The organism is Citrobacter sp. Marseille-Q6884 (genome assembly GCF_945906775.1).
Classification (GTDB): domain Bacteria; phylum Pseudomonadota; class Gammaproteobacteria; order Enterobacterales; family Enterobacteriaceae; genus Citrobacter.
The window spans coordinates 1,951,700-1,975,168 of the sequence record NZ_CAMDRE010000001.1 but is presented as its reverse complement, the minus strand read 5'-3'; the positions used below and the strand labels follow the sequence as shown (position 1 = coordinate 1,975,168).

Annotated in this window: 17 protein-coding genes; 10 read left to right on the top strand and 7 right to left on the bottom strand. The window is 52.9% G+C overall.

Features of this window, described 5'->3' with window-relative positions; all coding sequences use genetic code 11:
- Positions 1 to 22: 22 nt before the first annotated feature.
- The gene (gene clcA / locus N7268_RS09320) at positions 23 to 1,444 is read right to left on the bottom strand and encodes a H(+)/Cl(-) exchange transporter ClcA (RefSeq protein ID WP_260862639.1); all 1,422 of its coding nucleotides are present in this window, start codon (positions 1,442 to 1,444) and stop codon (positions 23 to 25) included.
- Positions 1,445 to 1,612: 168 nt separating this feature from the next.
- On the opposite strand from clcA, the gene hemL reads away from it, so the two are divergent.
- The gene (gene hemL / locus N7268_RS09315; RefSeq protein ID WP_198906413.1) at positions 1,613 to 2,893 is read left to right on the top strand and encodes a glutamate-1-semialdehyde 2,1-aminomutase; all 1,281 of its coding nucleotides are present in this window, start codon (positions 1,613 to 1,615) and stop codon (positions 2,891 to 2,893) included.
- Between the two features lie 96 nt (positions 2,894 to 2,989).
- Here the strand turns inward: hemL and fhuB are convergent, their stop codons facing one another.
- The 6 genes from fhuB to hrpB form a co-directional block, all read right to left on the bottom strand.
- Positions 2,990 to 4,972 carry a Fe(3+)-hydroxamate ABC transporter permease FhuB gene (fhuB, locus tag N7268_RS09310; protein ID WP_260862637.1) on the bottom strand — a complete coding sequence of 661 codons (1,983 nt, stop codon included), beginning with the start codon at positions 4,970 to 4,972 and terminating at the stop codon, positions 2,990 to 2,992.
- Positions 4,969 to 5,859 (bottom strand): Fe(3+)-hydroxamate ABC transporter substrate-binding protein FhuD, encoded by an 891-nt coding sequence (gene fhuD, locus N7268_RS09305; protein ID WP_260862636.1) that lies wholly within the window; start codon positions 5,857 to 5,859, stop codon positions 4,969 to 4,971. The genes fhuB and fhuD overlap by 4 nt, the downstream gene beginning before the upstream one ends.
- Positions 5,859 to 6,656: a Fe3+-hydroxamate ABC transporter ATP-binding protein FhuC gene (fhuC, locus tag N7268_RS09300; protein WP_198906416.1), complete on the bottom strand. Its 798-nt coding sequence runs from the start codon at positions 6,654 to 6,656 to the stop codon at positions 5,859 to 5,861. Before fhuC ends, fhuD begins: the two co-directional genes overlap by 1 nt.
- A 47-nt stretch (positions 6,657 to 6,703) precedes the next feature.
- Positions 6,704 to 8,878, bottom strand: coding sequence for a ferrichrome porin FhuA (gene fhuA, locus N7268_RS09295; RefSeq protein WP_260862634.1), 2,175 nt, complete (start codon positions 8,876 to 8,878; stop codon positions 6,704 to 6,706).
- A 232-nt stretch (positions 8,879 to 9,110) separates the two neighbouring features.
- Positions 9,111 to 11,651, bottom strand: a complete 2,541-nt coding sequence (mrcB, locus tag N7268_RS09290) for a bifunctional glycosyl transferase/transpeptidase (RefSeq protein ID WP_198906418.1) — start codon at positions 11,649 to 11,651, stop codon at positions 9,111 to 9,113.
- Positions 11,652 to 11,731: 80 nt separating this feature from the next.
- Complete coding sequence (gene hrpB / locus N7268_RS09285) at positions 11,732 to 14,161, bottom strand: ATP-dependent helicase HrpB (protein ID WP_260862633.1); 2,430 nt, start codon at positions 14,159 to 14,161, stop codon at positions 11,732 to 11,734.
- Between the two features lie 73 nt (positions 14,162 to 14,234).
- Here hrpB and thpR point away from each other — a divergent pair, with 73 nt between their 5' ends.
- The 9 genes from thpR (at position 14,235) to N7268_RS09240 (ending at position 23,468) form a co-directional block, all read left to right on the top strand.
- Positions 14,235 to 14,765, top strand: a complete 531-nt coding sequence (gene thpR / locus N7268_RS09280) for an RNA 2',3'-cyclic phosphodiesterase (protein ID WP_260862631.1) — start codon at positions 14,235 to 14,237, stop codon at positions 14,763 to 14,765.
- 15 nt (positions 14,766 to 14,780) lie between these two features.
- Positions 14,781 to 15,485, top strand: a complete 705-nt coding sequence (gene sfsA / locus N7268_RS09275) for a DNA/RNA nuclease SfsA (RefSeq protein ID WP_260862630.1) — start codon at positions 14,781 to 14,783, stop codon at positions 15,483 to 15,485.
- Positions 15,486 to 15,661: 176 nt separating this feature from the next.
- The gene (dksA, locus tag N7268_RS09270; RefSeq protein ID WP_003829221.1) at positions 15,662 to 16,117 is read left to right on the top strand and encodes an RNA polymerase-binding protein DksA; all 456 of its coding nucleotides are present in this window, start codon (positions 15,662 to 15,664) and stop codon (positions 16,115 to 16,117) included.
- 69 nt (positions 16,118 to 16,186) lie between these two features.
- Positions 16,187 to 17,053 (top strand): tRNA glutamyl-Q(34) synthetase GluQRS, encoded by an 867-nt coding sequence (gluQRS, locus tag N7268_RS09265; RefSeq protein ID WP_260862628.1) that lies wholly within the window; start codon positions 16,187 to 16,189, stop codon positions 17,051 to 17,053.
- A 101-nt stretch (positions 17,054 to 17,154) separates the two neighbouring features.
- Entirely contained in the window at positions 17,155 to 18,552 is a 1,398-nt protein-coding gene (gene pcnB, locus N7268_RS09260) for a polynucleotide adenylyltransferase PcnB (RefSeq protein WP_260863539.1), read from the top strand.
- A 110-nt stretch (positions 18,553 to 18,662) separates the two neighbouring features.
- Positions 18,663 to 19,154 carry a 2-amino-4-hydroxy-6-hydroxymethyldihydropteridine diphosphokinase gene (gene folK, locus N7268_RS09255; RefSeq protein WP_260863538.1) on the top strand — a complete coding sequence of 164 codons (492 nt, stop codon included), beginning with the start codon at positions 18,663 to 18,665 and terminating at the stop codon, positions 19,152 to 19,154.
- Positions 19,155 to 19,450: 296 nt separating this feature from the next.
- Positions 19,451 to 20,017 carry a fimbrial protein gene (locus N7268_RS09250; RefSeq protein ID WP_260862627.1) on the top strand — a complete coding sequence of 189 codons (567 nt, stop codon included), beginning with the start codon at positions 19,451 to 19,453 and terminating at the stop codon, positions 20,015 to 20,017.
- 77 nt (positions 20,018 to 20,094) lie between these two features.
- Positions 20,095 to 20,838, top strand: a complete 744-nt coding sequence (locus N7268_RS09245; protein ID WP_260862625.1) for a fimbrial chaperone — start codon at positions 20,095 to 20,097, stop codon at positions 20,836 to 20,838.
- 8 nt (positions 20,839 to 20,846) lie between these two features.
- Positions 20,847 to 23,468 (top strand): outer membrane usher protein, encoded by a 2,622-nt coding sequence (locus N7268_RS09240; RefSeq protein WP_260862624.1) that lies wholly within the window; start codon positions 20,847 to 20,849, stop codon positions 23,466 to 23,468.
- Position 23,469 lies beyond the last annotated feature (1 nt).

Below are 23,469 nucleotides of genomic sequence, written 5' to 3'. Positions count from 1 at the left end.
ATCTAATACCCTGGTATTTCGTTCAAGTATTCTCGCCAGCGGCGGTACTCTGGCTTTTCGCCGCCTGCTCCGCTTCCTGTTTTGCCAGTGTACGTGCAAGGATAGTCGAGTATAGCGGCTTTCCGCCCACAAATTGGGCTAATAGTGTTGCGCCAAGACAGGTAATAATCATTGGCAAAATGAGCTGATAGTTATCGGTCATTTCCAGTACCAGGACAATCCCTGTTAAGGGTGCGCGTACCGAAGCCGCCAATAGCGCCCCCATGCCGGCAATGGCAAATGTCCCGGCTTCAAGATGATACTGAGGGAAAGAGGCCGCAGCGGCCATGCCAAACGCCGTCCCGAGTAATGTCCCCAACGCCAACATTGGCGCGAATATCCCGCCAGGCGCGCCCGATGAGAAACACAACAGTGTGGTGATGACCCGGGCAATAAAAATAAACAGCAGTATGCCGACGCTAAAGTTTCCAGCCGCAGCGATTGGGATCAGGTTAAATCCACCGCCTGCCGCTTCCGGCTTTATTAAGCCGAGGAGCCCGCACAGGCCGCCGATAACACCGCCCATCAGTACCCATTTTTTGATTTCACCGCCGTGAAACCGCTGAAACATGTCCTGAGTCCGCAACACCATCGTATTGAACAACGGTCCGACACAGCCAAAAATAATCCCGAGGACAAGATACAGCCACAGCGTATTCACCGGGGCATTGGAGAGTTTCCCCACCTCAATAATAGGCGCTTCGCCGTTGAAAATACGGAACACAATGCTCGACATGATAACGCCGGTGAAGACGGCTTTAATCGACACCAGGTTATAGCGAAACTGTGGTCGCATCTCTTCAAGAATGAACAGAATCCCCGCCAAAGGTGCATTAAAAGCGGCTGACAGACCGGCTGCCGCACCCGTTGCAAGCAGGGTATGTCGCGCTTCAGCACTACGCATACGGAAAATATCCAGCACCATGCGCCCGATATTACCGCCGATTTGTACCGTCGGCCCTTCTCGCCCAAGCACCATACCGGCGCCGAGGGTTCCCATGCCGCCGATAAATTTAACCGGCAATACGCGCCACCAGCGCACCGGACGCAACTCCTCCAGCGCCCCTTCGATTTCCGGGATACCCGAGCCTCCGGCTTCCGGCGCAAATTTACGCACCAGAAAATACCCCACCATGGCCAGCAACGCCGAAAGAATAAACGCCAGCGGCCACAGCAAAATGTCATGATCGGCGACCTGCGCCAGTGCGCCAATACGCTGGTTCTGTACCCAGGTGACGGCTTTCTCAAAAGCGACACCGACAAGCCCCGTTACCGTTCCGACCACAGCGGCCATAAAGAGGATCGCCAGCGGCGTTTTATCACGATCAAGAAGTCGGCGAATCTGATCCCTGCGCCGTAAACGCACAATCTGCTGTGCTTCAAAAGAGGGAGTGTCTGTTTTCATCAGATAAACATTAATAGGTAATACAAATACGGAATCGGCATTCTACTCGCACAATTCGTGAAAATCCCCTGCAAATCGTATTGTTTCAAATGCGCAAAACTTTCATAACATTCTCTGAATAACTAGAATAGCGGGCATTCACTTTTTCATCGAACCAGGACCCCATCCATGAGTAAGTCTGAAAACCTCTACAGCGCAGCACGCGAACTTATCCCCGGCGGCGTTAACTCCCCTGTTCGCGCCTTTACCGGCGTGGGTGGTACTCCGCTGTTTATTGAAAAAGCAGACGGCGCGTATCTGTATGACGTCGATGGTAAAGCGTATATCGATTACGTCGGCTCCTGGGGGCCGATGGTGCTGGGTCATAACCATCCGGCAATCCGTAATGCGGTGATTGAAGCCGCAGAGCGCGGCTTAAGCTTTGGCGCGCCGACCGAAATGGAAGTAAAAATGGCGGAACTGGTCACTGAATTAGTGCCGACCATGGATATGGTACGCATGGTGAACTCCGGTACGGAAGCCACTATGAGCGCCATCCGTCTGGCACGTGGGTTCACTGGCCGCGATAAAATTATCAAGTTTGAAGGCTGCTACCATGGTCACGCCGACTGCCTGCTGGTAAAAGCCGGTTCCGGTGCGCTAACGCTGGGCCAGCCCAACTCTCCGGGCGTGCCAGCTGATTTCGCTAAGCATACGTTGACCTGCACCTATAACGACCTCGCTTCAGTACGTGCGGCATTCGAACAATATCCGCAAGAGATTGCCTGTATCATCGTTGAGCCGGTCGCAGGCAACATGAACTGCATCCCGCCACTGCCAGAATTCCTGCCAGGCCTGCGTGCGCTGTGCGATGAGTTTGGCGCGCTGTTGATCATCGATGAAGTCATGACCGGTTTCCGCGTCGCGCTGGCTGGCGCGCAGGATTACTACGGCGTCGTGCCGGACCTGACCTGTCTGGGCAAAATCATCGGCGGCGGTATGCCTGTTGGCGCATTTGGCGGTCGTCGCGATGTGATGGACGCGCTGGCACCAACCGGTCCGGTTTACCAGGCGGGTACGCTGTCCGGTAACCCTATTGCGATGGCCGCGGGATTCGCTTGTCTGAATGAAGTCGCTCAACCGGGCATTCATGAGACATTAAACGAGCTCACCACGCGCCTGGCAGAAGGTCTGCTGGAAGCGGCTCAGGAAACGAATATCCCGTTGGTCGTTAACCATGTAGGCGGGATGTTCGGGATTTTCTTCACCGATGCGGAAACTGTGACCTGCTATCAGGACGTGATGGCATGTGACGTAGAGCGCTTTAAGCGTTTCTTCCACATGATGCTGGATGAAGGGGTTTATCTGGCTCCGTCAGCGTTTGAAGCAGGCTTTATGTCCGTTGCACACAGCATGGAAGATATCAATAACACGATCGACGCTGCGCGCCGGGTGTTTGCGAAGCTGTAAGAGACAAGATGAAGCATTCCAGGCCGGGTAAGGCGTCAGCCACACCCGGCTTTTTTTATCTGAACGCTTATCAGCGCTCACAAGGAAAAGATTTTCCTATCGACTCTGCTTTCTCAGTAGGTAGATAAAGTATGGCGCACCGATAAACGTCGAGAGCAATCCCGCCGGGATCTGATACGGAAACTGAACCATCCTGCCGCACCAGTCAGCAAACACCAGCAGAATTCCGCCTGCCAGCGCCGATATCACCATATGCGGCATGGTACGGCGAAAACCTAACATCCGCGCAATATGCGGTGCCATCAGCCCGACAAAGCTCAACGGTCCAATCGTCATGGTTGCCGTGGCGGTCAAACCCGCAGCCAGCATCAGTAAACCCACACGCGCTGGCGTCAACGCAATACCCACCGCCCGCGCCGTTTCTCCGCCCAGCGGTAAAATGGTCAGCCAGCGACGGCACAATGGCGTGATCGCCAGCAGAATCACCATCACGATCCCGGTACGCAAGACCTGTTCGCCGGAAGCATTATAGGTTGAGCCGGAGATCCAGGTCAGCACGCCCGCCATCCGCGGATCGCCGCTGGCCTGTAACATCATCAGCAACATCGTGAAGGCGGTACTGAGCGCCATCCCCGCCAGCAGCATCCGATGCGGAGAAAAACCGCCACGTCCTGCCGCTATCATGATGATCAACAATGTCACCGCCGCTCCGATACTTCCGGCAGGCAGCAGCCAGCCAAAAGCATTCCCCGGCACCAGAAACAGCATCAGCACGACACCAAAGGCCGCTCCGGAGCTAATACCCAACACTTCTGGACTGGCCATCGGATTACCGGTCAGACGCTGGATAATACAGCCCGCCACCGCCAGCATAACGCCCGCTATCAGCGCCGCCATAATACGCGGCCAGCGCCAGGGCATCAGCTCATCAAACATTGCGCCGCTGGCCCAGCTCCAACCGTGCGCATCGCGGCCAAAAGAAAGCGCCACCACGACCGTGAGTAGCAATATAGCGCCACCCGCCAACGCAAAGCCCAGTACGTTCTGGCGCTCAATGACAATGCGGTTACTGACGTTCATATCCGGTGCGCTCATGCTGCGCAGGCGCGGCAGCAACCACAGCAGCAACGGCGCGCCAATGAGCGCCGTCACCGAGCCGGTAGAGACTTCCATCCAGACGCGGGTCAGCCACAGGATGATTTGATCAGAGAGCCACAGGATCAGAGCACCAATGAGCGGAGCCAGCATCAAACGCGCCAGTAAACGCCGCGCACCAAGCATTTTCGCCAGCAGTGGAGCAAACAGGCCAATAAAACCGATAATGCCGACCGCGTTGACCAGTAAAGCACTCAGCACAATCGCCAGCGACAATGCCGCCAGACGCGCCAGCGATAGCGCCAGCCCAAGATTACGCGCCACCCCGTCATCCAGCCCCATTAGCGTCATGGGACGTAATAACAGCAGCGTTAGCATCACCCCGCCAAGCAGTTGCGGCCACAGACGCTGCACGCCGCTCCAGTCGGTCTGCGTGAGCGTTCCACTGCTCCATAAAAACATGCTTTGCAGTTGATCGTGATGGAAGATAACCATCAACTGGTTAATCGCACCGCAGTACAGGCTAACCACCAGACCGGCAAGGATCAGCGTGACGGGCGACAGGCGTTTACCCCAGGCAACACCAAACACCAGCGCCCCGACGATACATGCGCCCGCCAGCGCCGCAAATTGCGTGGTCATGGCGCCTGGGATAGCCCACAGCGTAGTGACAGTAATCCCCAGTTGAGCACCGGTAGCCACACCGAGCGTGGTCGGCTCGGCCAGCGGGTTACGCAGCACCTGCTGAAACAAAACACCGACCAATCCCAGCCCGGCACCGACCAGCAATGCAATCGCCAGTCGCGGGAGCAAGCTGTAGTGAAAAACCATCTGCTCAATGACATCGATATCGGGTGACCAGACGGCCTGTTGCCACTGACTGCGCGGTAAGGCAACGGAGAAGTTCATCCAGGTCAGCCAGCAGGCAACCACAAGCAGAATGGTCAGCAACAGTACCGGAAACAGCGCAATACGTTTACTCACGCTTTGCCTCCCAGCGCATTATCCAGAATACGGACAAAGTGCATCGCCGACAGCGTTGCGCCATAGAACCAGACGGCAGGTACCCGCTGACAACGTCCGGCCCGAACGAATGGCATCGCCTGCCACAGCGGAGTGGACATCAACGCGTCCATCTCTTTAGCGTTGCCATGATCAAAGCACAATACATCGACGTCCTTATAAGCCGCAAGACGGTCAATCCCCACGGCGGTGCTCCCCCAGAAGTTCGTTTCCCCCTGCCAGGCGTTCTGTATCCCGTACTCGTCGAGGACTTCCTGGAACAGGCAGTTAGGGCCAAACACCAGCATGTGGCGGGGATCAATCAGGGTCATCAATAACAATGGGCGTGTTCCACGCTGCACAAAGCGTGGTTTCCGACTTTCAATAAAGCTATCGTATTGCGCGAGATGGCGTTCGGCCGCCGCGTCCACGTTCAGAAGGTGGGCTAATTCGACCAGGGACTGACGCGCGACCGCCAGCGGTTTTTTACCATCGCTGAAATTAAATCCCCGTCCAGGCGCAATACGCGCCAGCTTCTCGGGCGCAGGGCCGTAGCCTGCCGACCAGACCATAAACGAGGGTTTCATTTCGGTCAGCAGTTCGAGATTGGGTTCAGTACGCAGCCCGACGTCGATGACCGAATCCGGTAACGCCGGTTCATTGACCCACAGCGTGTAGTTGGGGATATCCGCTACGCCGTAGGGCGTAATGCCCAGCGCCAACAACAACTCCACCGGTAACCATTCCAGTGCCACAATGCGCTGCGGATCAATCGCCGTCGCCCGCGCCTGGCTCATCTGCCAGAGCAACGGCGACAGCGCCATCGCCGTTAATAAACGACGACGGGTAATATGATGTAGTCCACTCATTAATAGACAAAACTCACGGGTGCGGCACCAGCCGGATGCGGCAAAATGCCCATCGGGATGCCGTAAATCTGTTCCAGGGTTTCACTGCGCATCAGTTCAGCGGGCGTTCCCTGAGCGATCATTTCACCGCCACGCAGCGCCACCAGGTAGTCGCAGTAGCGGGCAGCCATGTTGATATCATGCAGCACGGCGATCACCGTCAGTCCACGTTGCTGGCTTAAGCGGTGCACCAGCGCCAGGACATCAACCTGGTGGGCGATATCCAGCGCCGAGGTAGGTTCGTCGAGCAGCAAGCAACGGCTATCCTGCGCCACCAGCATGGCGATCCACGCGCGTTGACGCTCGCCGCCGGACAGGCTATCGACCAGACGGTGCGCCAGCGGTTTTAACCCAACCAATGAGATCGCTTCTTCCACTTTTTCTCTGTCAGCCACACCAAAACGTCCCAGCGCGCCGTGCCATGGGTAACGCCCAATCGCCACCAGTTCGCGCACCGTCATCCCCTCCGCCTGCGGCAACTGCTGCGGCAAATAGGCTACCTTGCGGGCAAATGCTTTACTGCTCCAGCTCTCCAGAGGTTGCTCATCAAGCAGAATCTCACCTTCTGACGGCGGCTGATGACGACCTAACATTTTCAATAAGGTTGATTTGCCGGAGCCGTTATGGCCGATAAGACCAGTCACTTTTCCCACGGGAAAGGTTAACGAGAGAGGATGCAAAAGCGTGCGACCGGGCACACGAAAGGAGACATGACTCAGTGCAAAAGTGGTGTCGGGATGGGATCTGTTTTCCTGCATAGCGGCCAACTTGTAAAACGGGCACGCAAAGCGTGCCCAAAGAGAAATTAGAAACGGAAGGTTGCAGTTGCAACGACCTGACGTTCCGCGCCCCAGAAGCAGCCATAAGAGCTGAAGCAGCTGGCGACGTACTCACGGTCAAACAGGTTAGTGACATTAACGGCAACATTAGAACCCGCCATGCCCAGACGTGCGAGATCGTATTTCACGACCGCATCCATTACTGTTGAACTGCCCACTTTGAAGCTATTCTCAGGATCGCCGTAGCTGGAACCAACATAACGTCCGCCAGTGCCTAACGTTAAACCTGACAGCGGGCCTTCGTAAAAAGTGTAATCCCCCCACAGAGAAGCCATATTTTTGGGTACCTGAACAGGTGTTTTGCCTTTAAGCGTTGTATCTTCCGTATATTCTGCATCAGTATACGTATAAGACGCCGTCACGTTAATGTTCGCATTCACTGCGGCTTTCGCTTCTAACTCAACGCCGCGAGAACGGATTTCACCTGCTGGAACCTGTGCATAGGGGTTAAGCGGGTCGGTGGTCAGGTTATTTGTTTTTGTCAGCTCATACACAGCGGCAGTAACAACAACCGGCATATCTTTTGGAACATATTTTACGCCAGCTTCATATTGCTTACCTTTGGACGGCGCATAAGCAACGTTGTCAGCCGGTGTCGCAGCCCACGCTTTTGACGGGTTCGGTTCAAAAGATTCGCTGTAGCTGAAATACGGCGTAATACCGTTATCGAAGAGATAGTTTAACCCACCACGCCAGGTAAACTGCTCGTCGTTACGCTCAACTTTCTGATTGCTGGCACGGATAGTCGTTGCCTGCTGAGACCAGTCATAACGTCCGCCCAGTGTTGCAACCCATTTATCCCACTCCAGTTGATCCTGCACATACAGACCCGTTTGGTGCTGCGTGTTAAGCTGGAACGGTTTCGCATCAGGGAAATCAACATCCTCATACACAGGGTTATTCATATCTAACGGCGGTGCACTTCCGTAAGCGTTGTCGATATCATTTCGCAAACGCGAGTAATCAACACCGGTTAACAGAGTATGCCCAACATCCCCTGTGGCAAACTTGCTTTCCAACTGAGTATCCACGCCAAAATCGTTATAACGTTCATCGGCGACGATAATCTGACGGGTCAGTTGATTCCCCACTGCGCCGAAGCCGTACACGCTCTGTTGGGATGTTTTGATTTGGCTATAACGTAAATTTTGGCGCACAGTGAAGGTATCATCAAAACTGTGTTCAAAGCTGTAGCCAACCATTCGCTGGTAGCGTGAATACGTATTGTTCGGAGCATAATCCGTAAAGCTCACAGGCAAACGAGAACCATCAGGTAATGGATCTACAGTCCCTTCTCTTGGTAACCAGCCGTAATACCCCGTTGATGGTTCATTCTGAATATTTGCACGCAGAGTCAGGTTCGTTCTGTCATCAGGTTTCCAGCTAAACACCGGAGCAATGGCATAACGTTTTTGCTCCGAGAAATCCTGTTGCTCGTCGTTAGAGCGCGCAAGCCCGGTCAGGCGATATGAATAAACGCCGTCATCATCCAGAGAGTCGCTGAAATCAAAACCGGTCTGGAACAGATTATCCGACCCCATTTTGAATTGAATTTCTTTTAATGGCTCTGATGTTGGGCTCTTGCTCACCATTGAGATCAGGCCACCTGGGTTACTTTTCCCATAGAGAACAGAAGTTGGCCCACGCATGAGCTCTACACGCTCAAGCATGTAAGGATCAACAACAGCAGAGCTGTAGTAATCGCCCTGGAGTTTGACGCCATCAAGGTAGTTGTTCGGGGTTGGACCCGGCGTGTAAAAACCACGAATGATCACAAAATCATAAGTACTGGAAGCACCACGCGTGGAAACTGCCGCACCAGGCGTATAGGCCAATGCCTCTTTCACCGATCCCGGTTGCTTGGTATCCATCTCTTCACGTGTCACAACCGAAACAGACTGAGGTGTTTTTTCGATAGGTGTATCAGTCTTGGTAGCAGTGGCAGAACGCTTCGCAGCGATGGTCGGGGAAGGCCCCCATGCGCTTTCTTGTGCGGCCGGTGCTGCGGTTACGGTGATAGTTTCTTCTTTCGGTTGAACCGCTGCCTGTGCATAGACAGACATGCCGCTAACCGCTGTGGCTACTACGACTGCGATTTTACGCAGCGAAGAGTTTGGCTGAGCAGTTTTAAGACGCGCCATTGGTATATCTCTGATGAAAGTGAATGATAACGTAAACGAGAATTATTATTATAACGGCAGCATAATATTCGAAACGCTGGCGAGATAGCAAGCGATACACATCCCTACTAAAACTGAGGGGTTAAGAATTAACCAGATGAAAAGAAAGGGTTAATAACTTAGGCTGAAATGTTGTTTTGCGTGGCGCTGGTGCAGGCAAAGAAAAACCCGCCGAAGCGGGTTTTGGGGAGCGTTAGTTACTACCAAACATATCTTTGATCCAACCTGCGACACCGTCGCCGTCTTTCTTCTCTTGCTGCGGCGGTTGTTGCTGTTGTTGCTGCTGCTGTTGAGGCTGCTGCTGCGACGACTGATCAAACGGATTACCAGACTGCTGCAGCATTTCACCTTGCTGACACAGTGAATCAGGATCGGTTGTCCATACCGGAAGCGTACGCATACCGCCGCTACACACGAAGTTACCGTCGTAATCCACGCCCATATCAACAATATCCTCAGGTGGCGTCAGCACCAGCGGTGTTGGCGTCTGGTTAGCCAGGTAACGCTGATAAATCGACATCGCCCCGCTTGCACCGTACAGCTTGGTCGGCTGGTTGTTATCACGACCCACCCAGGTGATCGTCACCTGACTGCCATCGATCCCGGCAAACCAGGTATCGACGTTGTTGTTCGTCGTCCCTGTTTTACCTGCCAGATGCAGCCCTGGATACTTCGCACCAAGCTGACGACCGGTACCGCGCTGCACAACCTGCTGCATTGTCCACAGCGTCATGTACGCCGCCTGCGCCGGAACAGCGCGTTCAGCCTGCGGGAAGCTCTGGTACAGAACCGTACCGTCTTCCGCAATGACCGAACGCAATGCCGATAACGGTGCACGGTTACCGCCGCTGGCGATAGTCTGGAACGCCTGCGCCACTTCGATTGGCGTCAGGTTCAGCGCCCCCAGCAGCATAGCCGGAACCGGGTTCAACTGATCTTTCGGCGCCCCCAGTTTGATCCAGGTATCGGTCACCGCAGGCAGACCTAATGCCATACCCAGGTTCACCGTCGGCACGTTCATTGAACGCGTTAACGCGTCCACCAGCATCACTTTACCGCTCTCACTGTAACGACGATCATCGTTCTGCGGAGACCACACCTGACCATTTGGCTGACGCAGCGCAATCGGCGCATCGGCAATCCAGGTATTCAGGCGGTACAGTTTCGGCTGGCTCAGCGCGGTCAGATAGGTTGCGGGTTTCGCCAGAGAACCAATCGAGCGACGCGCCTGCATCGCACGGTTATATCCCGCGAATTGCGGTTCCGCCCCACCGACCATCGCACGAACCTCACCGCTGAAGCGGTCCACGACCACAATCGCGGTTTCCAGATCGCTCAGCTTGCGCTGTTTCTTCAGTACCGGAATACCTTCCACCGCCGCTTTTTCTGCCGCATCCTGCGCCACGGAATCAAAGGTGGTGAAGATTTTCACGCCGGAGAGATCTTTAACTTTGTCGCCCAGCTTCGCCTGCAACTCCTGGCGAACCATCTGCATAAACGCAGGCTGCGGTGAGATCACGCCGCCGCGCGGCTGTACGCCTAGCGGGCGCGCACTCAGCATGTCATACAGATCCTGGTCAATGATCTGCTGCTGTTGCAGCAGACGCAGCACCAGGTTACGACGTTCCAGCGCCAGTTTCGGGTTACGCCATGGGTTGTAGATCGACGCCCCTTTCACCATCCCCACCAGCAGTGCCTGCTGATCGAGACTCAGCTCTTCAACCGGACGGCCAAAATAGTAGAGACTCGCCAGCGGGAAACCACGGATTTCATTGTCGCCGCTCTGACCGAGGTACACCTCGTTCATATACAGTTCAAGAATGCGGTCTTTGCTGTAGCGCGCATCCATGATCAGCGCCATATACGCTTCGTTAGCCTTACGCCAGTATGAACGCTCGCTGGAGAGGAACAGGTTTTTCACCAGCTGTTGGGTCAGCGTACTGGCCCCTTGCACCGTGCGTCCTGCCGTCAGGTTTGCCAGAACCGCACGACCAATCGAGTAAAGACTGATGCCATCATGTTCATAGAAATGGCGGTCTTCAGTCGCCAGCAATGTATCCACCAGAAGATCGGGGAAACCGCTACGTGGCACAAACAGGCGCTGCTCACCATTTGGCGAAGAGAGCATGGTGATCAGCCGTGGATCCAGTCGGAAGAAACCGAACTGGCGGTTGTTGTCCATGTTCTCAATCGTATCCAGATGATCGCCATCAAAGGTCAGACGCGCACGCACCTGCCCTTCTTTACTGTCCGGGAAGTCAAACGGACGACGGATCATCTCGATGCTGTTTGCCTGCACGGTAAACTCGCCCGGACGCGTCATCTTCGTCACCTGACGATACTGTGTGGCCTCCAGCAGTTTCACCATCTCGTTTTTGCCGACAGGCATTTCCGGCTCGAGGTTAACCATGCGGCCATACACCGCCGCAGGAAGTTGCCAGACTTTGCCGTCGATACGACTACGGATTTTTTGATCCAGATAAACGCCATAAATGGCAATCAGCACCAAAAAGACAATCGACAGTTTAACCAGCAGCCAGAACCAGCCGCGCTTACCACGAGGCTTACGCCCTTTGCCTTTACCCTTACGCGGCATCGGTTCTTCATCCTCATCGTCATCATCATAATCGTCGTCATACTCTTCATCTCTGAGTTGACGACGGCTCACCTTTTGTTTCGCCGGACGCGACGGTTTCCCTTTACGTCCTATTGGCTCGCGGTCATTCCCCGCCATGCTTTTTCTCCGCAACATTCAGGCGCAAAGGCCCGATTCTCTGTTCTTCCGTCCTGCGACAGAAGAAGAAATCTCTCAATTTAGGAATACTTTTTCGTACGCCGCGTTGGCGCCGTATTCGCCGGATCATCCGGCCAGACATGTTTGGGATAACGCCCTTTCATCTCTTTTTGCACCTCGCGGTACGATCCCTGCCAGAACGCGCTTAAATCACGCGTGATCTGCAGCGGCCGCTGCGCCGGAGAAAGGAGTTCCAGCACTAGCGGGACGCGTCCCTGAGCGATAGTCGGCGTATTTACTTCACCAAACATTTCCTGCATTCTGACCGCTAATGCCGGCGGGTTGTCTTCATGATAGCGAATGGCTATCCGGCTTCCCGTCGGCACAGTGTAATGCGCTGGCAATTCACTATCCAGACGTTGCAGCATTGACCAGTCCAGTAATCCGCGCAACGCATGTCCCACATTTAATGCTTTTAATGCCCGTAAAGAATGCACACCGCTCATATGCGGCAGCAGCCAACTTTCCAGTGTCGCCAGTAACGATGTCTCATCCACTGCGGGCCAGGCGTACTCAGGTAACCATTTTGCCGCGCATTGCAGACGCAGTCGGAGCTGTTCGGCTTCCGGTGTCCAGTTGAGCACACTTAGCCCTTTATCGCGAATCCCATTCAGCATTGCCTGGTGCAGTTCTTCCTCAGAGGGTTTCGCCAACGGCTGCACTTTTAGCGTCAACTGACCTATTCGCATGCGCCGGAGCGCCTTTAACGTCCCCTGGGACTCATCCCATTCAATCGTGTCAGATTGCTGCAACAGCTCAGGACAGGTTTGAATAAAGGTATCGATATCCAGCGGTAACGCTAACAAAATACGTGCATCCGGCGAGGCGCTGCCCTGGAGCAACAAAGGTGCGATCAGCCATTCATGGCGTCCTGATGCGTCGTCGGCATCCAGCATTGCCCCCATACCGTTGGCCAGTTGATAACGCCCTTCCTGACCACGTCTCCGCGCAATACGATCGGCAAATGCCTGCGCCAGCAAAGGCGCGATCGCTGTGTGGTCTGGCTGCCCACCACGAACTTTTAGCCGTTTCAACAATTGCTGGCTGCGTTGCTCCCAGTTAGGCTGATTACGCGAAAACGCCACCGCCAGATCGGTCTGCCCGCCGCGCGGCGGCTCTTCCAGAATAGCCGCGAGTTTTGCCGCCGTTGCCGCTTCGTTTTCATTTTTGGCGCTGACCAGCATGGCCGCTAAACGGGGATCATTACCCAGCGCGGCCATTTTCTGCCCCGCCGCACTTAACCTTTCTCCCTCAAGCGCCCCCAACATCTGCAGCAACCGTTTTGCCGCCTGCAGATTGACCGCCGGTGGTAAATCCAGCCAGTTCAGTTGGGCCGGGTCAGTGCATCCCCATTGCAGTAACTCCATCAACAGCCCGGACACATCGCTCTGTACGATCTCCGGCTCCCCCTGGGCTGCCGCTCTCTCCGCCTGCTCTTTGGCCAGCAGATGCAGACAGATCCCGGGTTCCAGACGCCCTGCACGCCCCGCTCGCTGGGTCATTGAGGCCTGGCTTATACGCTGGGTAATCAGGCGGGTTAAACCAGTGCGGGCATCATATCGCGCCACACGCTCCTGCGCGCTGTCCACCACCAGGCGGATACCCTCGATGGTCAAACTGGTCTCGGCAATATTGGTTGCCAGCACCACTTTACGTTTCCCCTGGGGGGCGGGCAAAATCGCCTGCCGTTGTTCAGTGAGCGAAAGTGCGCCATACAGCGGACATAACAGCACTTCACTTCCCACCCGTGAAGCCAGCTGCTCTTGCACACGCTGAATCTCCCCGACGCCCGGTAAAAATAGCAGTAGCGACCCCGTTTCCTGGCGCAGTAACTCCGCCGTGGCCATGGCGACAGCTTCATCGAAACGCTGATTTATCGCCAGCGGCTGGTACCGCCGTTCAACAGGAAAGGCACGTCCTTCAGAGACAATCGTGGGGGCTGCGGGTAACAGTTGCTGTAAGCGCCCGTTGTCCAGCGTCGCGGACATGATCAGAAGCTTCAGGTCGTCCCGTAAACCTTGTTGCACATCCAACAGCAGCGCCAGTGCCAGATCCGCCTGTAGACTTCGCTCATGAAACTCATCAAGGATCACCAGGTCAACGCCATTCAGCTCAGGATCGCGTTGGATCATCCGCGTGAGCACACCTTCGGTTACCACTTCGAGCCGGGTTTGCGGACCAACACAATGCTGCGCTCTCATGCGGTAACCCACGGTCTCGCCAGGCTTTTCATTCAGTAATTCAGCCAGGCGCTGCGCCACATTGCGCGCCGCCAGACGACGCGGCTCCAGCATAATGATGCGCCCTTGAATGCCACGATGCGCAAGCAGTTGCAGCGGCAACCAGGTCGATTTTCCGGCCCCGGTCGGCGCTGTCAGCAGAACCTGCGGTGAAGCATCCAGTGCAGAAAGCAGTTCAGGTATTACGGCGGCAACGGGCAACGACGTCACAAATGGCTCCAGAGGGTTAACATTCTTCGCGCTGCATTGTAGCATCGCGTTAATTCATAACCGAGTATCCATCATGCTTGAGCCCAAAAGGCTGTTCTTTGCGATTGAATTGCCTGAAGACGTTCGGGAGCAACTCATCCACTGGCGGGCAGCGCAGTTTCCGCCTGAGGCGGGGCGTCCCGTGGCCGCCGACAATCTGCACCTGACGCTGGCCTTTTTAGGCGATGTCAGCGCCGAGAAACAACAGGCACTTTCCCAACTGGCCGGGCGAATTCGACAACCTGGTTTTACGCTCAAACTGGATGACGCCGGACAATGGCTGCGTTCGCGAGTGGTGTGGCTGGGAATGCGTCAGCCGCCGCGTGGATTGCTGCAACTGGCGAATATGCTGCGCGCGCAGGCCGCGCGCAGCGGATGCTATCAAAGCCCACAGCCGTTTCATCCACATATTACGTTGCTGCGTGACGCCAGCCACGCGGTGCCCATTCCCGCCCCTGGCTTTTGCTGGTCGTTCCCGGTGACAGAATTTGCGCTGTATTCCTCGTCATTCGAGCGGGGACGCACGCGCTATTCGGCATTACAGCGCTGGACGCTTGCCCAATAATTAAGGACGTTATCCATGGAGTTTTCCCCTTCACTCAAACCCGCGACGTTAGTTAAGCGCTACAAACGTTTTTTAGCGGATGTGATCACACCAGAGGGTACAGAGTTAACATTACACTGCCCCAATACCGGTGCCATGACCGGATGTGCAACCCCAGGTGATACCGTCTGGTATTCGACATCAGAAAATACTAAGCGGAAATATCCACATACCTGGGAATTAACGCAAACCCAATCCGGCGCGTTTATTTGTGTTAACACGTTATGGGCAAACAGATTAACGAAAGACGCTATTCAGAATAGGCTAATCCCTGAGTTTTCAGACTACAGCATATTGAAAAGTGAAGTAAAATACGGTTCTGAAGGAAGCCGGATCGACTTTTTGTTACAGGCAGATTCCCGACCTGACTGCTATATTGAAGTGAAATCAGTTACGTTGGCGGAAAAAGAGTACGGTTATTTTCCCGATGCCATTACTGAACGAGGTCAGAAACATCTTCGGGAATTGATGAGCGTAGCGGCCGAAGGCAGGCGAGCAGTGATATTTTTCGCGGTGCTACATTCAGCCATTACACGGTTTTCACCCGCGCGCCATATTGATGAAAAATATGCGCAATTATTAGTTGAAGCACAGCTTAAGGGGGTAGAAATTCTGGTTTATAAAGCGGAACTTTCTGCCCATGGTATGACTCTTAAAGAACCGTTGCCCATTACTTTGTAATGGTGTAAACAACTGGTTAATTAGTATTCTGGGCGCGCGAGTAAATACGCTTTTCCTCACAGGGTTGTCAAGTGTTACGTTTAGATAATTGCTATCCGGAAAAGCATCTGCTATTTATAGCGACCTGATTTTTCCCCGAACATGGGGATCGATAGTGCGTGTTAAGGAGAAGCAACATGCAAGAAGGGCAAAACCGTAAAACATCGTCCCTGAGTATTCTCGCCATCGCTGGGGTGGAGCCGTACCAGGAGAAACCGGGCGAAGAGTATATGAACGAAGCCCAGCTGTCGCACTTCAGGCGTATTCTTGAGGCATGGCGTAATCAACTTAGGGATGAAGTCGATCGCACCGTAACTCATATGCAAGACGAAGCGGCTAACTTCCCTGATCCGGTAGACCGTGCCGCGCAGGAAGAAGAGTTCAGCCTTGAGCTGCGTAACCGTGACCGTGAACGCAAATTGATCAAAAAGATCGAGAAGACGCTGAAGAAAGTAGAAGACGAAGATTTCGGCTACTGCGAGTCATGCGGCGTAGAAATTGGTATTCGCCGTCTGGAAGCGCGTCCGACAGCCGATCTGTGCATCGACTGCAAAACGCTGGCAGAAATCCGCGAAAAACAAATGGCGGGTTAATCCCGGTCATTTTACCACCTATACTACAGGCGGGAGATTCTCCCGCCTTATTATTTGTCTATCCGCAAAATGAGTGATTCACACTATATTGGCCGCTTCGCCCCCTCTCCTTCCGGCGAACTGCACTTTGGCTCACTGATTGCCGCCCTCGGGAGTTACCTGCAGGCTCGTGCGCAGCACGGAATCTGGCGGGTGCGCATTGAAGATATCGATCCCCCTCGTGAAGTTCCCGGTGCTGCAGAAACCATTCTGCGTCAGCTGGAACATTACGGCCTGCACTGGGATGGCGACGTATTATGGCAGTCCCGGCGTCATGACGCTTACCGCGAGGCGCTTGCCTGGCTACATGAGCAGGATTTGAGTTATTACTGCACCTGCACCCGCGCACGTATTCAGCATATCGGCGGTATTTACGACGGTCACTGCCGTGATCTACGCCATGGACCCACACAAGCGTCAGTGCGCATTAAACAGCGACACCCCGTGCTGCAGTTTACAGACCGGCTGCGCGGCACGATTCAGGCCGACTCACAGCTCGCACGTGAAGATTTTATTATCCACCGCCGTGATGGACTGTTTGCCTATAATCTTGCGGTAGTGGTGGACGATCACTTCCAGGGCGTCACGGAGATCGTACGCGGCGCAGACCTCATCGAACCTACGGTGCGACAGATCTCGTTGTACCAACAGTTTGGCTGGCGTGCGCCGGACTATATTCACCTGCCGCTGGCGCTCAACGAACAAGGCGCTAAACTTTCCAAGCAGAATCATGCGCCTGCGCTGCCGCAAGGCGATCCGCGCCCTGTTCTCATCCAGGCGTTGCGCTTTCTGGGTCAGGAGACGTCGATCCCCTGGCAAGACCTGAGCGTAGCGGAATTACTGCACATGGCGGTGGAGAATTGGCGTCTTGCGCGCGTGCCGGAGTCAGCCACTTAAAATCCAGCATTCTCAAATGCCTCACGCTGAGCTATGATTAGCCGCGATTTTTACGCAACAACACTTGTCCTGATTGATGTTTGACACTACCGAGGTGCACTATTTTTACCCGAGTCGCTAATTTTTGCCGCAAGGTGCTAAGCCGCGAGGAGCGCGAGGCAGAGCTCGCCGTCGCCCGTCCACATATGACGGTAATCCCGCGTGAGCAGCACTCTATCTCCCGCAAAGATATCAGTGAAAATGCCCTGAAGGTAATGTACAGGCTCAATAAAGCCGGATACGAGGCATGGCTGGTTGGCGGAGGTGTGCGCGATCTTCTGTTGGGCAAAAAGCCGAAAGACTTTGATGTCACCACCAACGCAACACCGGATCAGGTGCGTAAGCTCTTTCGCAACTGCCGTCTGGTTGGGCGTCGTTTCCGCCTGGCACATGTTATGTTTGGCCCGGAAATTATCGAAGTGGCGACCTTTCGCGGTCATCATGAAGGCAGCGAAACCGATCGCGCGACATCACAGCGCGGCCAAAACGGTATGCTGCTGCGCGACAACATCTTCGGTTCCATCGAAGAAGATGCTCAGCGTCGCGATTTCACCATTAACAGCCTTTATTACAGTGTGGCCGACTTTACCGTTCGCGATTACGTCGGTGGGATGCAGGATCTCGAAGATGGCGTCATTCGCCTGATCGGTAACCCTGAGACGCGCTATCGCGAAGACCCTGTACGCATGCTGCGCGCAGTGCGCTTCGCGGCGAAACTCGATATGCGTATCAGCCCGGAAACCGCAGAGCCAATCCCACGTCTGGCGACGCTGCTTAACGATATTCCTCCCGCACGTCTGTTTGAGGAAGCCCTCAAGTTATTACAGGCGGGCTATGGTTTTGAAACCTATAAAAAACTGCGTGAGTACAGCCTGTTCCAGCCGCTGTTCCCGACCATTACGCGTTATTTCACCGAAGACGGTGACAGCGCAATGGAACGCATTATTGCCCAGGTTCTGAAGAACACAGATAACCGCATTCACAACGATATGCGCGTTAATCCCGCGTTCCTGTTCGCCGCCATGTTCTGGTATCCATTACTGGAAGCCGCACAGAAAATTGCCCAGGAAAGCGGTCTGGCCTATTACGACGCCTTCGCTCTGGCGATGAATGACGTACTGGACGAAGCATGTCGTTCACTGGCGATTCCGAAGCGCCTGACATCGCTGACCCGCGACATCTGGCAGCTCCAATTGCGCATGTCCCGTCGTCAGGGTAAACGCGCCTGGAAGCTGATGGAGCATCCGAAATTCCGTGCAGCGTATGACTTGCTGGCTCTGCGTGCCGAAGTCGAAAACAATGCCGAACTGCAACGTCTGGCAAAATGGTGGGGTGAATTCCAGGTTTCAGCGCCGCCAGAACAGAAAGGCATGCTGAACGAACTTGATGAAGAACCTGACGTACGCCGTCGTCATCGCCGTCCACGTAAACGCGCACCACGTCGTGAGGGAAGCGCGTGACCAATCGCGTATACCCAATGGATTTCGGGTTGCATCAAGGCGGCGACGCAGCGAACTCCCGGGAGCGTACATCAGTACGTGACTGGGATGAGCGAGGAAAGCCAACACAGATGCAGCCTGAAAGACGACGGGTATATATCGCCATCGGCAGTAATTTAGCCTCTCCACTGGAACAGGTTAATGCTGCCGTGCAGGCGCTGGGCGAGATCCCTGACAGTCAGATTATCGCAGTTTCATCCTTTTACCGTACCCCGCCATTAGGTCCTCAGGATCAGCCTGATTACCTGAATGCTGCCGTCGCTCTGGAAACAACGCTCGCCCCTGAAGCGTTACTTAATCATACCCAACGTATTGAACTGCAGCAGGGTCGGGTACGCAAAGCTGAACGCTGGGGTCCGCGTACGCTGGATCTCGATATCATGTTGTTTGGTAATGAAGTCATTAACACCGAACGCCTGACCGTTCCGCATTACGATATGAAAAATCGTGGCTTTATGCTGTGGCCGCTGTTTGAGATCGCGCCGACACTGTATTTCCCTGACAATACGGCACTTAGCACCCTTTTAGAGCAGTCTAAGATGCAGAAACCTGCACTCTGGTAATACCAGTGTGAATAATAGATAGGTACACCGATAGATTAATAAATTGCATTCTCAACAATAAATTATTTATGTGTATAGAAATAAAAGACAAAAACATTACTTAATTCACTAATTTCATTAAACATTCACCACTTCTTTAACTCAATCTTAAATACCCATTAAGAATAAATTAATTTACAGCACCTATCTATATAAATAGAGTAGCCAAAAGTAAATATAGTACAGTGGGATATATTTATATACTTATAAATAATATTACTTATGAGTACCATTAAAAATAAATATGGATATTAAGAATGAAAAGAAGCCTGATATATATAACAGTAATCACTGCACTGAGTGCCTCTTCCGCAATAGCCGCAGACACTGGCCAGATTAATATTAACGGTGCGGTATCTGATCAAACGTGCAAAATCACAACCAAAGATGGCCAACTGGCGACTAACGTCACACTGCAAATGCCGACCGTTGCGAAAGGTGACGTTACCGCGCTGAGCAAAACCGCGCCCGGTGCCGGTGCGACCACGTTTGAACTCCTGCTGACAGATTGCGATAAGGCCACAGCAGCCATCAGCTTTAGCTCCCCTTCCTTTGCCGATGTTGCCGATGGTACTCTGAAAAACAATACTCAATTGACCGGTGCCGCCAAGGGCATCAGCGTCGCCCTGCATAACAACACCTCCACCGTGAGCCAGGTTCTGATTGGTCGTCCGGATGACGTTCCTCAATCAGCAACCATCGACGCGACCACCAAGCAAGGTATGTTTAAGTTTATCGCTTCCTACGTAAAATCCAGCGATACCGCCACTATCGTCAGTGGACAAGTGAATACCGCTGCAACCTTTGATGTTACCTATCAGTAAATCACGTTAAAGCTCTCTCCAGGGAAATTGAGAGAGAGCTTCTTTTAATGGCTTAATCACATTCAGGGATACGAATAATGAGCAAGGCAATCTCATACCGCATTTTTAAGTCTGCTGCACTTGTCGGTGCGTTACTCGCCTCATTTAGCGCCAGTGCCGATATTGTCATATCGGGTACACGTGTCATTTATAATGAGAAAGATAAAGATGAGATGGTGCGCCTCGAAAACAAAGGAGGAAAACCATTACTTGTTCAAACCTGGATTGATAAAGGCAAGGAGAATGTCGATCCGGCAAAACTATTTGTACCGTTTACCTTAACGCCGCCTGTTTTTCGCATTGAGCCCAAACGCGGACAAACGCTGAGAATAATGTACACACAGGGCGCAGCGCTGCCTGCAGACCGTGAAAGCGTATTCTGGCTAAACGTATTAGAAATACCGCCAAAACTCCCTGAAGACAAATCTAACGTCCAGAACTTATTACAACTGGCGTTTAAAACGCGCATCAAGCTTTTTTATCGTCCCGCCAACCTGGCAGGGAACGCCATTGATGCCATAAAAGAGCTGAAATGGAGCATCGTCAACGACGATAACCATGTTTATCTGAAAGCCAAAAATAACTCGCCTTATTATGTTTCATTTTCAGATGCCAGTTTTACATCTGCAGGTAAAAAATACAGTGTAGCCATTAAAATGCTGCCACCCATGAGCGAAGAAACCTTCACCGTATCGGGCCTGAAGTCGGGTTCGACAGGGAAAGTCGATTATGTCGCCATTAATGACTTTGGTGGTAGTGTAACGCGTTCCGTAACGTTGTAAGACGATCAATGCTTACGGGAAAATCCCCTACGTGCAGGCACTTGTACCTTCATTGTATTATCGCAATGATCGGAAGTCTTTCGCCTGTACAGGCTCTGTTTGCCACGGAAAGTGTGGAGTTTGACAGCACTTTTTTGGTGGGCGAACATGCCAGCCATTTAGATTTATCGCGTTATAAGCAAGGCAACCCGACACCTGTAGGGCAGTACAAAACCACCATCTATATTAATAATAAGTTAGTTACGAACCTTATTATTGATTTTGTTGACGTCAATAAACACTCTGCTGCGCCATGCTTAACCGTCAAAACGCTTTCCCAGTTAAATTTAAAAATCCCCGAGAATGTAGATAACGAAGCATATCTGCTTACGAAGAAAGACGACAATCGCGAAGCAGAACAAAACTGTCTGAATATTGAGACGCTTTATCCGCAATCCGCGATGACCTATAGCAGCGGCGATCAACGTCTGGATATGAGCATCCCACAAATCTGGCTGGTAAAACAGTACGATAACTACGTCGATCCCGCTTTATGGGATGAAGGTATCAATGCTGGCATGCTTTCCTACAATGCCAATGCTTATCACACTGAGAGTGGAAGTACGTCAAACGACTCCCTATATGCTGGTCTCAACGCCGGGTTAAACCTGTTGGGATGGCATTTCCGCGCCCGTGGCAATATGAACTGGAACAACGATCAGGGCGCAACACAGATTGAGTATCAGGATCGCTATGTACAACATGATATCCCCATGCTGCACTCGCAGTTACGGTTAGGAGAAAGCAATACCACAGGAGAAACTTTCGATTCGGTGAATTTACGTGGCGTGCGCTTTTACAGCGATGATCGCATGTTACCTCCGATGCTTACCGGCTATGCGCCCGTCGTGCGCGGCATGGCGAATAGCAATGCAAAAGTCACTATCACCCAGGATGGTTATAAAATCTATGAGTCAACCGTCGCGCCAGGTCCGTTTGCTATTGATGACTTAAGCCCATCAGGGTACGGGAGCGATCTGGTCGTTACGGTCACCGAAGCCGATGGCAGCACACATACATTCAGCGTCCCGTTTTCATCCGTTGTGCAATTGCTGCGCCCCGGCACTTCCCGCTGGGATCTCAGCGCAGGGGAAATCAACCAGGATACCTACCGTAACAAACCCAAAATAGTCCAGGGAACCTACTACCGTGGTCTGAACAATATGTTCACGGGTTACACGGGGCTACAAGTCACCGATAACCATTATCTGGCGGGCTTGTTTGGCGTAGGGATGAATACAGAGGCCGGTGCGTTTTCATTCGATATTACGCATTCACAGGCAAAAATTCCTGATGATAAAACCTACGCTGGCGAAAGTTATCGTCTGTCTTACAGCAAGCTTTTAAATGAAACCGATACCTCGATCAATATTGCTGCCTATCGTTATTCTACGCAAAACTATTTAGGTCTGAATGATGCGTTAACCCTCATCACTAATGTTAAAGAAAACAAGATTAATAATGATGGCGAACGTTACAGCATGGACAACTATTCGCGTACTAAAAATCAAGTTACGCTAAGCGTTAGCCAGCCATTGAAATTTAAACAAGAAAACTATGGTTCATTGTATATGAACCTCAGCTGGCGTGATTATTGGGAGTCTGATTACACTCAGAGAGACTATGCCGTCGGTTACAGTAATTCCGCATGGTGGGGAAGTTACAGTATCAACTTACAGCGCAGCTATGATGAAAATAATAATAGCGATGACAGCCTCTATCTCAGCGTCAGCATTCCGCTCAATCTATGGTCGAATGATCAGCATCCTCAGTCGGGATTTAACACCATTAATGCCTCCTACGGTTCAGATTTAAAAGGAGGAAGTACGTTAAATGCCAGTACCAGCGGTAACAGTGCCGATAACAAAATTAATTACAATGTGAATACCGCGTACAGTTCCGGGCAGGGTGCCGAAACAGAAAGTATCGGCGTCTTCAGTAGTTATGAGAGTCATTACGGCACCTGGTCTGCCAGCGCATCACAATCATCGGATAACACTCGCCAGCTGTCATTAAATACCGACGGCAGCTTTGTGCTCCATTCCGGTGGGCTGACGTTCACTAACGACACCATCAATGACACAGACACTGTCGTGCTGGTCAAAGCGCCTGGCGCGAAAGGCGCCCGACTGAACGCCAGCGCCAGCACCGTTGATCGCTGGGGCTACGCCGTATCCAACACCCTGTCGCCGTATCGTGAAAATAACATCACCCTTGATATCTCCACCATGGAAAATGATGTGGAGCTTCTCAGCACCAGTGGAACCAGCGTGCCACATTACGGCGCCATAACATTGGTGAATTTTGAAACCAACGAAGAGCGCTCAGCCATATTAACCGTTAAATCCCAGGGAGATATCTCCATCCCGCTGGGGGCCGATGTTTACGATATGCGCAATCATATGATTGGGAATTTTGGTCAAGGTGGACAGGCCTATATTCGTGGTTTCGAAAATAACGGCACGCTGAAAGTGTCGTGGGGATCGCAACCGAATCAGTCATGTCTGATTCATTACCAATTGCCTGATAACCCAACCATGCTGAATAAAACTCTCTATCTGGATAACTTAATTTGTGCGCCCATAAAGTAGC